This is a genomic window from Hyphomonas sp. J20-32, assembly GCF_055808555.1.
The window spans coordinates 2708267-2721531 of sequence record NZ_CM147873.1 but is presented as its reverse complement, the minus strand read 5'-3'; the positions used below and the strand labels follow the sequence as shown (position 1 = coordinate 2721531).

The 13265-nt window shown below is 58.5% G+C and carries 11 protein-coding genes and 1 tRNA gene; 4 read left to right on the top strand and 8 right to left on the bottom strand.

Annotated elements, in window-relative coordinates; all coding sequences use genetic code 11:
- Nucleotides 1-154: 154 nt before the first annotated feature.
- Together AC0L7I_RS13220 and AC0L7I_RS13215 are read left to right on the top strand one after the other, a co-directional pair.
- The gene (locus AC0L7I_RS13220) at nucleotides 155-1591 is read left to right on the top strand and encodes an MFS transporter (protein ID WP_473396887.1); all 1437 of its coding nucleotides are present in this window, start codon (nucleotides 155-157) and stop codon (nucleotides 1589-1591) included.
- Nucleotides 1588-2001 carry a Zn-ribbon domain-containing OB-fold protein gene (locus AC0L7I_RS13215; protein WP_473396886.1) on the top strand — a complete coding sequence of 138 codons (414 nt, stop codon included), beginning with the start codon at nucleotides 1588-1590 and terminating at the stop codon, nucleotides 1999-2001. The genes AC0L7I_RS13220 and AC0L7I_RS13215 overlap by 4 nt, the downstream gene beginning before the upstream one ends.
- A gap of 398 nt (nucleotides 2002-2399) precedes the next feature.
- Here AC0L7I_RS13215 and AC0L7I_RS13210 read toward each other — a convergent pair whose 3' ends face one another.
- Nucleotides 2400-3143: an SDR family NAD(P)-dependent oxidoreductase gene (locus AC0L7I_RS13210; protein WP_473396885.1), complete on the bottom strand. Its 744-nt coding sequence runs from the start codon at nucleotides 3141-3143 to the stop codon at nucleotides 2400-2402.
- 101 nt (nucleotides 3144-3244) lie between these two features.
- The gene (locus AC0L7I_RS13205) at nucleotides 3245-4168 is read right to left on the bottom strand and encodes an NAD(P)-dependent oxidoreductase (protein ID WP_473396884.1); all 924 of its coding nucleotides are present in this window, start codon (nucleotides 4166-4168) and stop codon (nucleotides 3245-3247) included.
- Nucleotides 4169-4320: 152 nt separating this feature from the next.
- Between AC0L7I_RS13205 and AC0L7I_RS13200 the strand changes: the two genes are divergently transcribed.
- Nucleotides 4321-5388: an alpha/beta hydrolase gene (locus AC0L7I_RS13200; protein ID WP_473396883.1), complete on the top strand. Its 1068-nt coding sequence runs from the start codon at nucleotides 4321-4323 to the stop codon at nucleotides 5386-5388.
- A 190-nt stretch (nucleotides 5389-5578) separates the two neighbouring features.
- Here AC0L7I_RS13200 and AC0L7I_RS13195 read toward each other — a convergent pair whose 3' ends face one another.
- The 3 genes from AC0L7I_RS13195 to tesB form a co-directional block, all read right to left on the bottom strand.
- A complete protein-coding gene (locus AC0L7I_RS13195; RefSeq protein WP_473396882.1) occupies nucleotides 5579-6946 on the bottom strand; it encodes a tyrosine-type recombinase/integrase in 1368 nt (455 codons plus the stop codon).
- 206 nt (nucleotides 6947-7152) lie between these two features.
- Nucleotides 7153-7229: transfer RNA gene (locus AC0L7I_RS13190), tRNA-Pro, on the bottom strand.
- 128 nt (nucleotides 7230-7357) lie between these two features.
- Nucleotides 7358-8230 carry an acyl-CoA thioesterase II gene (tesB, locus tag AC0L7I_RS13185; protein WP_473396881.1) on the bottom strand — a complete coding sequence of 291 codons (873 nt, stop codon included), beginning with the start codon at nucleotides 8228-8230 and terminating at the stop codon, nucleotides 7358-7360.
- Nucleotides 8231-8407: 177 nt separating this feature from the next.
- Here tesB and AC0L7I_RS13180 point away from each other — a divergent pair, with 177 nt between their 5' ends.
- Nucleotides 8408-10195 carry a long-chain-acyl-CoA synthetase gene (locus tag AC0L7I_RS13180; protein ID WP_473396880.1) on the top strand — a complete coding sequence of 596 codons (1788 nt, stop codon included), beginning with the start codon at nucleotides 8408-8410 and terminating at the stop codon, nucleotides 10193-10195.
- 6 nt (nucleotides 10196-10201) lie between these two features.
- Here the strand turns inward: AC0L7I_RS13180 and AC0L7I_RS13175 are convergent, their stop codons facing one another.
- Genes AC0L7I_RS13175 through proB form a run of 3 tightly spaced genes read right to left on the bottom strand, consistent with a single transcriptional unit; the run spans nucleotide 10202 to nucleotide 13256 of the window.
- Nucleotides 10202-11668, bottom strand: a complete 1467-nt coding sequence (locus AC0L7I_RS13175; protein WP_473396879.1) for a RimK family protein — start codon at nucleotides 11666-11668, stop codon at nucleotides 10202-10204.
- Nucleotides 11665-12144, bottom strand: a complete 480-nt coding sequence (locus AC0L7I_RS13170) for a GNAT family N-acetyltransferase (RefSeq protein ID WP_473396878.1) — start codon at nucleotides 12142-12144, stop codon at nucleotides 11665-11667. Before AC0L7I_RS13170 ends, AC0L7I_RS13175 begins: the two co-directional genes overlap by 4 nt.
- Nucleotides 12141-13256 (bottom strand): glutamate 5-kinase, encoded by a 1116-nt coding sequence (proB, locus tag AC0L7I_RS13165; RefSeq protein WP_473396877.1) that lies wholly within the window; start codon nucleotides 13254-13256, stop codon nucleotides 12141-12143. The genes AC0L7I_RS13170 and proB overlap by 4 nt, the downstream gene beginning before the upstream one ends.
- Between the last annotated feature and the right edge of the window lie 9 nt (nucleotides 13257-13265).

The window sequence follows — 13265 nt, the reverse complement described above, 5'->3', positions numbered from 1 at the left end:
CGATCGCTTTGTCATTTTTCTGTAGATGCGAAGGCACGAAAATCGTGCACATCAACCTTTGGTCCTGCTGTTCGAACGACATCACCGATTTGCTGCTCTTTAACCCCTATCACGCCACGCGTCGAAAAGCGCTTAGACATAAGATCTGATCTTTATGACTATTCTAACCAAGAAAAGCTCGCTGATCCTGTTTTTGGCCGCGCTCATGTTGTGCGAAGTCGCCGCTGCCTTCGAAACCCATATGATCTTTGCCGCCATGTCCAAACTTGTCGCTGAGTTCGGTGATCCAAACACGGCAGGTTGGCTGATTACTGGCTATTTGCTGGTTGGCGCTGGTGTTGCTGCCATCATGGGGCGACTGGGGGATCTCTACGGTCGAAAGGAGATCATGCTTGCGTTGCTCGCCATCGGCGTTGTGGGGTCTCTTATCGCTGCTTTTTCTAGCAATTTCACTTTGGTCTTGGCTGGCAGGTGCCTGCAGGGACTCACCGGTGCATTGCTTCCGCTCTGCTTTGGTCTCATTCGGCTACACGTTCCAGAGAGAATCTTGCCCCTGGCGATCGGGCTGATGATGACAGGCGCGGGGGGCGGGACGATATCGGGGGTTCTGGTCGGAGGTGTCTTGGTAGACAACGCGCCGTGGCGATCAATCTTCTTCGCCAGTGCAGCGCTTGCGTCTGTCGCTGTGGTGGTCGGCTGGCTCTTCATTCCCGCCACGCGACAACGTGCCCGACATGTAAATCTCGATTTGTTCGGAGGCATGATGTTCGTGCCGGGTATCGCGCTGGTGCTGCTGGCGATATCGAAAGGAACGAGCTGGGGATGGACCAGCATACCTGTAACTGGTCTGTTCGTCGGCGGTGTTCTTCTTCTCGGAGCTTGGGGCGTGCGGTCGGCGCGTCAAGATGATCCTCTTGTTGATGTAAAGCTTTTTGCAAATCGAAATGTTTTGGTGGCCAATTTATGCATGGCGCTGTTGGCGATCGGCGCTTTTCAAATTGTGCAGGTGTTTTCCTTGCTTATCCAGCAGCCGGCCTCAACGGGCGTCGGGCTGGGTAGAAGTGCTACAGAGTTTGGTCTCATCAAGTTACCGTCGAACATTCTCGCTCTGGGCGCAGGGCCGCTGGTAGGATTGATTGCTGTATGGCTCGGCGACCGAAAAACTCTCTGCATTGCTGCGTTGGTCACTGCATCTGGTTTCTTGGCGGCGGTCTGGTTCCATGACTCGGTGGCCCAGATCATAGCGGTCTTGATCGCCATTTCGTTCGGAACTACCATGGTGGGGGCGTACCTTCCCGCGATCGTTGTGAAGTCAGCACCTCCGGATCGGACCAGTGAAGCAACTGGAATGTTGACTGTTACTCGCGCGGCTTTCATGGGGGCTGGTGCTCAGCTTGTCGCGGTTGTGTTGTCTCTAGATACTGTGAATGCGGTCAACGAGGCAGGACGCTATCCAAGTGAGACGGCCTATCAATTGGTCTGTGTGCTGATCGCATCAGTGTCAGCGGCCATTGCTCTGCTTTCGCTTGGTCTTGTTAGCAAGCGATCGTGGCAACGTGCTCAGGCGGCTGTCGAAGGCACGGCTGAATGAAGGCTGTTGATAGAGCTCATCCCCTCGTCGATCAGGACACATTCGCGTTTTGGACACGTGGGAAGTTTGGCGAGTTGGTAATCAGCCGCTGTACGGCTTGCCAGTACTTCATTCATCCCCCGACAAGCTTTTGTCCAAAGTGTGGAGGGCGCCAGGCTGTTTCCGTACCCGTAACTGGCCGAGGTCGCGTTGAGAGCTTTACGGTAAATCACAAGCAATGGTTTGAAGGATTGGAGGTGCCTTATGTCGTTGCTCTGGTATCGCTTGTCGAACAGGACGACATTCGCTTGGTGACCAATATTGTGAACTGCGAAGCAACACGTGTTCACATTGGTATGCCGGTCAAGGTCCGCTTCGAGGAGTCCGGCGATATCTGGGTGCCGCTTTTTGAGCCCGCCGAACCAGAATAGAAACCAATTCCGGAGCAGCTACTTTTCCAAATGAGGGTTCTGCTCGAAACTATTCCTTTATTGGCCGTCGCTTCGCATCCTTTGCGTTTCGACCAAAGCGGAATCGCCGCGTCGGTTCGATAAAGTCGTCTTCGGCAGCGCTCGATGCCCCTGGCCGCAAAACCTGCGCCGACGACCCTCAGCAGGGCGCGGTCGTTCGCCGAGTCTTAAGTGCAAAGCTAACGCATGCGAACGGATTGTCCGGCTGGATCTCCGGTAGCCGTGACGATAGGCGCTCAAGTTGCGACTTTGGCGAACACGGCCGCTGCCAAGGGTGTGCAGCTACATCCGGAAGGGGCCGGCCGCGTCTGTTTGCGAACGCTGGTGACCGTGTTTGCAGGAACCGGTTGCTTCCCCTGTCAAACTTGAAGAGTGGCGCCACCACTGATGCGCCAGGTTTCGCCAGTCACGAAACTCGCCTTCTCCGAGGCGAGGAAGAGGGCGGCTTCGACAATATCCGGCTCTTCGCCTTCGCGCTTCAGGATCTGGGTCGCGAGCACCTGCTTGACGACGTCGGCGGGTAGTTCTTCGCGAATAGTATCAGTGAAGATGAGCCCAGGCGCGATGGCGTTCACGCGGATACCCGAATCGGCCAGCTCGTGGGCGAAGCTCACCGTCAGTCCCCTGACAACAAGCTTGCTGACCCCATAGGCCTTCGAGGGAACGAAAGCGGCCATCGAGGCGATGTTGATGATCGAGGCACCGGCGCGATCCTTCATGTGTGGGGCGGCCGAGAGCGTGCAGTAGATGACGCCCCACATATTGACGTCGAACATGCGGCGGACGCCTTCTGTCCCGAGGACACCAATATAGTTGTTCGCGGCGGCCGAATGTATGCCCGCATTGTTGATCAGAATGTCGATCCCGCCATGTGTATCGGCGATCTTGTCCATGGCTACAGCGACCGCTTGCTCGTCGGCGACGTCAAGGGGCAGGGCGAAGGCCTTGCCGCCGAGGTTCGCCGCGGTGTCCGAGGCTGCCGCGCCATCAATGTCAAGGAGCACGACCGTGGCACCGCGCGCCAGCAGCGCAGCGCCGAACGCCTTGCCGAATCCCCGCGCACCGCCCGTGATGACCGCGACTTTTCCGTTGAACTCATCCATGTTCCATTGCTCCTTTATTGGTTGGGCTGCGGCTAGGCTCGAAGCAGGCCCGAGATTAGAGTATTAGGTCGGCGTGTGGCCGGAGACTGTGTCGCCCGGTGTCAGGCGTTTTCCACAAAAGGCCGCGTGGCCACGTCGAGCATACCGAGATCGAAACCCGCTTCGGCCGCGGCCGTGCGCGCTGCGGCGACATCCTTCTCCATATAGGGCCGAATGCCCTCCATAATTTTGTCCGGGTCGACTCCTGGACGGAAAAGGCCGAGCGCGAAACTTCCCCCGCTTGATCGCACCAATGACTCGACCGCGACATCGCGATCGATCGAACTGACCCCAAGCAGCCGCAATGCGTCATGGGCCAAGATCATTTGTGCGCCGAAGAGGGCATTGTTCACGAGCTTCGTGGTCATTCCGCTGCCGAGGGGGCCGAGATGCCGGATAAAGTTCGCGTAGGTCTCGACGACCGGCATGGCGCGATCGACCGCTTCCTTGTCGCCGCCCACCATCAGAGCGATGCTACCCTGCGCGGCGTCCTTGTCGATTCCGCTGAAGGCTGCGTCGACGACCGAAATGTCGGGGCGCTCGGCACCGAGGCGTTGCACGGCGAGTGGTCCGACGGTCGAGTGGATCACGAGGACGGCGCCAGCCGGAATCGCCGCAAGGGCGCCCGCCTCCCGCATCACATTGTCCAACTGCTGCTCGTCATAGACATTGACGCAAATGATGTCGGCGTCGCGAACTGCCTCGGCGGCGGATGCCGTCAGCCTGCCTCCTGCTGCCGCAATGTCCGCATGTTTGTTGGCCGAACGGGCGTGCCCTGTCAGCGCATAGCCACCAGCAAGTACCCGAAGCGCCATCTGCTTGCCGATGCGCCCCATCCCAATCCATGCAACCTGCATAACCCGCTCCCGATCGCTTATTTTACGGCAATTACCGACTGAACCGCCGCCCGCTTGCAAATGCCATTTTGACGAAGAGTCAATTTTTCGATTACGTTTCTTATCACGCCTGAATTTGCGCGCAGCCACTTCGCATCGGTCCCGCGCAGACGGTGTCTTGTTGCAAACCTATATAACCTAGTTATATATGACAAGTCATGCAACCGTAATGGCTTGAAATCAAAAGTTTCTGGCGCGATTTCCGCCGATTTGCGTGCATTTTCTTGCTTTGGGAGTTTCCGATGACAGCAGCGACAACACAGGCAAAACGGCTCATTGCGTCTTCCGATGGCACAATAAGTGTATCAGCGTTCGAACTGCCCATTTCGTCGGCGCTCAGCCCGGAGGCCAAGGCGGCACAAGTCCGGCGACTCCTTGCGGTCGGGGGGCCGGAGTCCTCGCGCACGACAGGTTTCGACAATGACGAACAGTATCGTGAATATGCGATCAATTACCGCAAGAGCCTCGATGTCTTTTTCGGACCAATGGGAGAGAAGGCCATCCAGGACTTCGGGGTTTCCGTAACGGCGCTAAACGTCGATGGCGTGCCCGTCGAAATTTTCGAGCCGGGCGGTGGTGTGTCGGACGAGAATAGGGATCGGGTGCTCATCAATCTGCATGGCGGTGGCTTTTGCTGCGGCGCTGTGCACCTCGGCCGGGTGGAAAGTGCGCCAATCGCCGCCATGAGCGGCGTGAAGGTCGTTTCTGTGGATTATCGTCAAGGTCCCGAGCATCGGTTTCCTGCCGCTTCGGAAGATGTCGAAACGGTCTATCGCTCACTCCTCAAGCAATATCGACACGAGAATATTGGCATCTATGGCTGCTCCGCAGGCGGGATGCTGGTCGCTCAGGTAACGATTCGTATACTGGATAAGGGCTTGCCGCGTCCGGCTGCCATCGGCGTCTTCGGAAGTGGTGCGGATGGCTGGGCCGGGGGAGGTGACTCGACCTATTTCTCTGCGATCGGAACGGCACTTTCCGCTCCGGACGCAGCAGCGGACCGGTCAGATGCCGAGCAGTTTGGCTACTTCAGAAATGCTCCAGACACATATCTTCGGTTTCCGCTAAGGGCTCCGCGGGAACTGCTAAGCCAGTTCCCACCGACATTGCTGATAACCGGCACACGCGCGCATGATCTCAGCCCGGTTCTTGCAACCCACCGAGCGTTGACCCGATCGGAAGTCGATGCCTCGCTCCAGGTGTTCGACGGTCTCGGTCATTGCTTCTTTTACGATTATGGGCTGCCTGAATTGAAAGACGCGCTTGCAACAATCATTCGCTTTTTTGACGCAAATCTGCGCCGCAAATAGACCCTTGTGCGGTCGGTGGCCAAGGCTGGATCAACGACGGATGTGACCCTTGGCTGGTGCCAGCGTTTACGGAACCTTGAGAATTCTGAATTCAGTGCATTATTGAAAATATTGAAAGAAATTGGAGCGGGTGAAGGGAATCGAACCCTCGTCGTCAGCTTGGGAAACCTCTTGGTACGGCAATTCCATATTAGCCTGCTTTCAAGTTCGTCGCTGAATGATTGATTGCGTCGGCCATCGGGTTATCACCAACGAGATTTCCAACATGTTTCCCCCACAAGTTCATAGCCCGACGGATTTCATCAACATTGTTGCCCACATCATAGCGACTCTGCATCGACCGGTCCGGTGCGTGGTTGATACATGCTTCCGCAATTGTTGGAGAAACCCCCAGCTCGCGTACCATGAGCGTGCGACCAAGGCGACGGCAGTCATAGAGCTGCACGCCCTCAACCGGACAGGATTCTGCGTTTTCCTTTGATTGTTTCACGAGCTTGTTTCGGACGCGTATCCAACGCTGCTTAGGTCCATCGTGACGAATGTGGTCGTCATTGACCTGGTTCGGGAACACCCAGGCCTGGTTGTGCTTTGCCAGGGCTTCGAGAAACAGCGCAGCGGCGAGAGGAGACAGGGGGACTTCATAGGTCTCGTTCGTTTTTGTCTGGCTTGCCGGTATTCGCCACGTCTCTTGTCCCGGCGTCCAATCGAACTGTTCGCGCCGGGCCGCGACGATTTCTGCGGGCCGTTGCAGGGTCACTGCGTGCAACATTATTGCGAGAGCAGATGTCCAGCTGCCGCGATCCTCGTCACGCCTCATGTTGGACCTCAATGACTTCCACATGAGCTTCAGAGCTTCTTCTGGCATTTGGGGGCGCTTGTCCGGTGTGTCCCGGAAAAGCTTCCGGAAAGATGCCGGATTTACCTCGATGAGTTCTTCTTCGATGGCCCAGTTGAATACTGCCCGGATAACGCCCTGACACTCATTGGCGAGCCTTGCGCCGGGATTGCTCCCTTCTTGGGCCCGCGGATGTTTTGCCGCTTCAGCTTGAATTTGCCTGACCAGTTCCCGGACACGAGGTCTGGTAATCTTTCTGAACGGCACTTCGCCCAGTTGAGGCAAAATATGAACTCGCAGCAGTCTCTCTCGTTCATCATAGGTGCGTTGTTTGATGCTGGGAGGAGACTTCTCCGGCGAGGCCATGAAGCGGTTCGCCAGGGCGGCAAACGTCGCAGCGGCTTCCCGTTTTGCCTCCTCCTTCTTTGCCCGGCGGCGGGCGACCGGGTCGGCGTCTCCCAGCGCCATGCGGCCCAGTTCTTTCGTCGCCAGAGCGCGGGCAATCTCGGGGGAACCATCATCCACAGAAATGAGCTTGGCGTCTGTCTTGCCGCCGTCCGGTTTCACGATCTGGAGCTTGTAGGCCGCACTGCCGTTCGGTGTGATCGCAAGAAAGAGTCTCGGCACTTCGGTATCCCAGTGGCGCTCTTTTTTTGTTCCGCCGTGTGCTCTGATCAGGCGCTGAACGTTCGTTTGAGTGAGTTTCAGCCTGTTGATAGCCATGTCCGTCTCGTGTCCTTCGGGTCTGAAGACGGTGGCTTTCAAGCTATGTGCCATTCCTGAGCCACCAATAAGCCACCTCGGGACGTCGGATTCTGTCCGTTTTTGTCCGATATAGCCCAAGAGCGACCAGATACGGCGCGCGCTGGTGGGGCTTGAATTTACAGGATTATTCCCAACAAATTCAGGCTCTTAAGCCTGAGGAGGGATGGTCGGAGCGAGAGGATTCGAACCTCCGACCCTCTGGTCCCAAACCAGATGCGCTACCAGGCTGCGCTACGCTCCGGAGTCCCGTAATAATGGGCACGCCGCCGGGCGCAAGCCCTTTTCAGCTGTTATTCGCAACAGAATTGTCGCGGAGACGAAAATACTGTTCAAACAAGGTACTATTTGCAGGTGCGATAGCTGGAAAGATCAGCTTTTCGGTTTTTTCCGGCGCATCAGGCCTTCCTGCGCCACGCTGGCGACCAGTTTGCCATCCTGATTGTAGATGCTGCCCCGGTTGAAGCTTCGCCCGCTGCCGGCAAACGGGCTGTCCATTGCATACAAGTGCCAGTCGGAAAACTTGACCGGTGCGTGGAACCAAATGGCGTGGTCCAGGCTCGCTGACATCAGTTCCGGGCTTAGCCACGACACGCCGTGCGGTCGGTAACCAGAGCTCAACAGGCTCATATCCGATGCATAGGCCAGCAGGCACTGATTCAGGGCCGGATCGTCGCCGACTTCCCGCGCGACGCGAAACCAGAGCTGGTTCACATCGCTCGCCGGTTCAGGCTTGAACAGGTCCAGCGGCGTGACGTCACGCATCTCGATGTCGCGTTCGCGTGTGAATTCATGACGCATTTGCTCCGGCACCCGCTCGGCGATTTCGACACGGCGTTCGCGAAGACCTTTCAGGGATTCAGGTCCGGGGACTTCCGGCATGTCATGCTGGTGTTCCCAGCTGTCCTCGGGCACCTGAAAACTGGCAGCCAGGTTGAAGATCTGCTTGCCATGCTGAATGGCCACCACGCGGCGTGTCGTGAAACTGCCGCCGTCGCGGGCATGATCGACTTGGTAGATGATCGGCACTTTCGGGTCGCCAGGCCGGATGAAATAGGCGTGAAGCGAGTGGCACATCCGGTCTTGCGAAACCGTGCGCTGGGCCGCGACCAGGGCTTGCGCGATGACCTGCCCGCCGAAAACGCGCTGGTTGGCCCGCTCGTCGGGGCTTTGGCCACGGAACAGGTCATGCTCCAGGCGCTCGATGTCCAGCAATTCCAAAAGATTTCCGACAGGATCTGACATTTCGCGCCCTCCGCTTCGCATCCGCAGCAATTACCAGAGACGCTACAACCTGCAAACCCGTCTTTGCCTCGCCTGACAAGCTTCCTTTGACAATTCCGGTGATCCCGCGTTCACCTTGTCACGCTATGGTTTTCATAGGAAATGAACTGCCCGGCCTTGTCCAAGGATGCCCCTTTCATGAACTTCGTCTCCATTCTCGCCCGCGAAATAAAATACTTCCTCGCCGTTCGCGGACTTACAAAATGGACTGGCGCCATCAGCCCGGATTCCGAAATCCTCGTGGCCGACGATATCGAAGCAGTGGTCGACAGGCATGGTGCCAATGTCGCTTTCCGGTTCGAGGGTACGCTCACCACGTATGACGAGTTCGATGCTCGGGCCAATCGCATAGCCAATTGGGCACTGGAGCAGGGACTGGCAGCGGGAGATTGCGTCGCTTTGTTCATGGAAAACCGGCCCGACTATGTCGCCACCTGGTACGCCATGTCCAAGATCGGTGTTGTCGTCGCGCTCATCAATTCAAACCTTGAAGACGAATCACTCGCCCACTGCATCAATATATCCAGAGCAAAGTTCGTTATCACGGGAACAGAACAGGATAATGTGATCCGCAGCTCGCAAGGTCTGTTCACTGCGAATCCCCCTGTTTGGACTCTCGGTGGCGGCGAGGGAAACGACCTCGAAACGGCGCTGGCCGGTGTCCCGGCGACGCGGCCCTCACGCGAGCATCGCGCGGCCCTGCGCGGCAGCGACCTTTGCCTCTATGTTTACACGTCTGGTACAACCGGCCTGCCCAAGGCGGCAAAACTCACCAATGCCCGCACCCAGGGCATGATGCGCAGCTTCATTGCGCCGTGCCATATCACCGAGCGCGACCGCATCTATCTCACCCTCCCGCTCTATCACGGGACAGGCGGCCTTTGCGGCGTCGGCCAGGCGCTGATGACGGGCGCCTCAATCATCCTGCGGCGCAAATTCTCGGCTAGTTCATTTTGGGATGATGCTGCAGACGAAGGCGCAACGTCTATCGTCTATATCGGCGAGCTTTGCCGCTACCTGCTGAACCAGCCCCCGCATCCGAAAGAACGTGCTCACAAGATTCGCACTGGTTTCGGAAACGGCCTCCGCCCGGAAGTATGGTCCGAATTCCTCGAGCGTTTCAATATTCCGCACCTTTGCGAGTTCTACGGTTCGACCGAAGGCAATGTCAGTTTCCTGAACTTTGACGGCAAGGTCGGCGCTGTCGGCCGAATCCCGGGTTGGCTGGAAAAGCAGTTTGCGAATATCGCCTTTGTGAAATTCGACATCGAAACGGAAGAGCCTGTCCGGAGCGCCGAGGGCTTTTGCATCCGTACGGATGTGGATGAGGCCGGGGAAGCGCTCGGTCTGATCGGCGAAGACGTGCGCAACCGGTTTGAGGGCTACAATGACGAGCAGGCGACAAAGAAGAAAATTCTGCGCGACGTGTTCGAAAAGGGCGACATGTGGTTCCGCACCGGCGACCTGATGCGCAAGGACAAGGACGGCTATATCTATTTCGTCGACCGGATCGGCGACACTTTTCGCTGGAAGGGTGAGAATGTCTCCACCAATGAGGTTGGCGAGGCCCTGTCCGCCATGCCGGGCATCGCAACGGCCAATGTCTACGGTGTGGCCATACCAGGATATGATGGCAAGGCCGGCATGGCCGCCATCACGACTGACGGCGACGTCGACTATGACAATCTCTACAAGGCGCTTGACGAGAAGCTGCCTCCCTACGCTATCCCGGTTTTCATCCGTGTTCAGCGCGATGCCGAAACGACAGGTACGTTCAAGTACCGCAAGGTCGAGCTGGTCAAGGAAAATTACGATCTGGACCAGGTGACTGACCCGGTCTGGATGTATCATCCCGAGCGTAAGGAATACGTGCCGTTCACGCACGACCGGTTTGACTCGCTCCGTTCGGGCGCGTTCAAGTTCTGACGGTCGTCAGGTGCGGCCCATGCGTTGTTCAAGACGTGTGGAGAACCATGAGATGATGCGGCGCCAGATTTCGTCCTTCATCACCGCGCCTTCGACATCGTGATCGATGCTGGGATTGTCGTTGATCTCTATGATCACAACGCCCTTGTCGGTTTCCTTGAGGTCGACGCCATAGAGTCCGTCGCCGATCAGCCGCGCTGCGCGCACAGCCACGTCAACAACATCCGGTGGTGCATCTTCCACGGGCATCGTGGTGAACCCGCCTTCGGTCGTCTTGCCGCCTGGCGCGTGCTTGACGATTTGCCAGTGGCCGCGTGCCATCCGGTACTGGCAGGCATAGAGCGGTTCGCCGTTCAGGACGCCGATACGCCAGTCGAACTTGGTCGGCATGAATTCCTGCGCGATAACCAGCGCAGTGTCGTCGAACATGCCTTTCACGGCCGTCTTGAGTTCGTCCAGTGATGTCGCCTTGACCATATGGTTGCCGAAGGAGCCGTCCGGCGTTTTCAGTATCACCGGAGATCCCAGCTGCTCGAAGACGACTCCCAGGTCGGTCTTCTCGTCCAGGATTTCGGTCTTGGGAATCGGCAGGCCAGCCTTCTCGAGTATTTCCTTGAGGTAGACCTTGTTGGTGCACCGTATCATCGAATGGGTGTCGTCGATGACCGGCATGCCTTCCTGTTCAGCGCGGCGCGCAAACCGGTAGGTGAAATTGTCGATCGAGGTCGTCGCGCGAATGAACAGGGCATCGAATTCGGCAAGGCTTGTCAGGTCGGACGGTTCGATAATCTCGACTTCCACGCCCATTTTGGCGGCCACATCTGCCAACCGCTTGATTGATGCCGGTTTCGACGGGGCATGTTGTTCCTTCGGATCGACGAGAACAGCGAGCGACCACTTGGCCGGGGCCTTGGTCTTCGGTGCGCTGATCCGGCCGCTCGTATAGGTCGCCATCGACTCAAGGAAGAAGTCGCGCCTGGCGTCCTTCAACTTGTGCGGCGACACCATGCGCACCCGTGAAATGCCGTTGGGGGCGCTTTCATCGAACTCCACTTCAAGGGCAGGGGTCCGAAACCAGTCTGAAACCTCCCGTGCCAGGCGTTCATAACCGGGCACTTCGGATTTGGAAAATGCCACGAACAGGCTGCTGATTTCCGGGGCGCCCTTGGCCCGGGCTTCGCGCAGCCGCTCGCCAAGGTCGGGCAGGGCATGGGCGTAGAGGCCCTTGGCCGAGAGTTCGACCATGGTCTGTACGCTCGGGCTCACCCGGTGTCCACGCGCTTCGCCGAGCAGCGACGCGTAATAGCCTTCAGACTGGTAGGAATAAGAACGAGACAGGTTCAGGATATAGGGCCGGCGCCCGGCAAACAGGGCCGGCTTGGAAATGTAGTCACTCACCCGCAATACTTTGTGGGGCGTTTCGGCCTGTGAAATATCGCTCGCCGATTCGACGAGTATGACCCAGTCGGTCATCGGTCTGAACTCACGGAATTGCCCAGTGGCTTCTCCATCCGCACTGCGGTCTCTCCATTCGGGTAGTAACCAGCGACGCGCGCAATTACGCGATATCCGCTGCGTTCGTAAAGTAGAATAGCATGTTGGTTTGATTCGCGAGCTTCCAGTCGCATCCGGTCGCACTCTTTCTCTGCGGCGGCTGCTTCTCCCGCAGCGAGCAATAACCGGGCGATGCCCTTGCCCCGGAGGTTGGGGGTCACCGACAACGTGTACAGGCGGGCCACGCGGCTGCCCGACCGAAACAGCAACACGGCCGCCCCGACAAGGCTTCCGCCGAGCATCGCGACATGCGTAACGGCATTGCCGCGCAGCAAGCGCCGCCATGTGCGCCTCGAAAACCGGTCTTCCTCGGGAAAGGCGTCTTCGAGACGCACCAGTCCCTCCAGATCGCTGACTGTCCCCAGTCGGATACTCGCCTGTTCGGAATCACTCATACGCGCACCATGTCGTCCCGGTGGATGACAGCCGGACGGCCTCGATACCCGAGGGCTGCTTCCACATCCTCGCTCTGGAGGCCGACAATGCGCAAAATGTCGGCGGAGCCGTAGGAGGTTACGCCCTTGGCGATCACGTCGCCGGAATCGCGCCTGACTGCCACCGCAGCGCCCCGCTCGAACACCCCATCGACACCCGTCACGCCCACCGCCAACAGGCTGGCCCCTCGCTGCAATGCCCGTGCGGCACCGGCATCCACCAAAATCGTGCCTTCGGGCTTCAAATGGCCCATCAGCCAGGCCTCGCGCGCGCGCGCGGGTGTAATATCTGCCACGATCAGCGTTGCCAGTGCGCCGTCCTCGATGGCCCGGAGCGGCCGTTCGCGATTGCCCTTGGTGATGATCGTCGAGCACCCTGCGGCATGCGCAATCCGCGCTGCGGCCAGCTTGGTCACCATGCCGCCCGAGCCGACGCCAGCGGTGGCATTGGCCCCCGTCGCCATCGCGTCATGCTCGGCAGAAAGCGATTTCAAAACAGGGATGTGCGTCGCATCCGGATTGGTGTTCGGGTCGGCGGTGTAGAGCCCATCGATGTCAGACAGCAACACCAGCAAGTCCGCCCCCATCATCTGCGCTACCCGCGCCGCCAGCCGGTCATTGTCGCCATAGCGAATCTCGTCCGTGGCGACCGTGTCATTCTCATTGATCACCGGAACGATGCCAGCATCCAGCAACGTGTCCAGCGTTGCCCTTGCGTTCAGCCAGCGTCGACGCACTTCGGTGTCGCTGAGGGTCAGCAGGGCCTGTCCGACCGTGATGCCGTGCGGCGCGAACGCACCTGCCATCGCTGCCATGAGACGCGGCTGGCCGATGGCTGCCGCTGCTTGCTTCTGGTCCAAACGTGCGGGCGTGGGCGAGCCGAGATCCAACCGTCCCAGCGCCACGGCGCCGGACGAGACAAGGATGACTTCCTTGCCCCGGGCTCTCAGGTCGGCAATGTCGGTCGCCAGCCGCGCCAGCCATTCGGAGCGCGCCGCGCCGCCGTCGGCGATCAGCGCGGACCCGGTCTTGACGACGATGCGCCTGGCTTTGTGGAATGTGCTTTCTGTCATCGGCTACGA

Bases quoted from the DNA above. Each gene is read 5' to 3' on its own strand.
- tesB (WP_473396881.1), bottom strand. From the start codon at position 8,230: ATGTCAGATCCTGTCGGAAATCTTTTGGAATTGCTGGACATCGAGCGC.
- proB (WP_473396877.1), bottom strand. From the start codon at position 13,256: ATGACAGAAAGCACATTCCACAAAGCCAGGCGCATCGTCGTCAAGACC.
- AC0L7I_RS13195 (WP_473396882.1), bottom strand. From the start codon at position 6,946: ATGGCTATCAACAGGCTGAAACTCACTCAAACGAACGTTCAGCGCCTG.
- AC0L7I_RS13180 (WP_473396880.1), top strand. From the start codon at position 8,408: ATGAACTTCGTCTCCATTCTCGCCCGCGAAATAAAATACTTCCTCGCC.
- AC0L7I_RS13210 (WP_473396885.1), bottom strand. From the start codon at position 3,143: ATGGATGAGTTCAACGGAAAAGTCGCGGTCATCACGGGCGGTGCGCGG.
- AC0L7I_RS13220 (WP_473396887.1), top strand. From the start codon at position 155: ATGACTATTCTAACCAAGAAAAGCTCGCTGATCCTGTTTTTGGCCGCG.
- AC0L7I_RS13200 (WP_473396883.1), top strand. From the start codon at position 4,321: ATGACAGCAGCGACAACACAGGCAAAACGGCTCATTGCGTCTTCCGAT.
- AC0L7I_RS13175 (WP_473396879.1), bottom strand. From the start codon at position 11,668: ATGACCGACTGGGTCATACTCGTCGAATCGGCGAGCGATATTTCACAG.
- AC0L7I_RS13215 (WP_473396886.1), top strand. From the start codon at position 1,588: ATGAAGGCTGTTGATAGAGCTCATCCCCTCGTCGATCAGGACACATTC.
- AC0L7I_RS13170 (WP_473396878.1), bottom strand. From the start codon at position 12,144: ATGAGTGATTCCGAACAGGCGAGTATCCGACTGGGGACAGTCAGCGAT.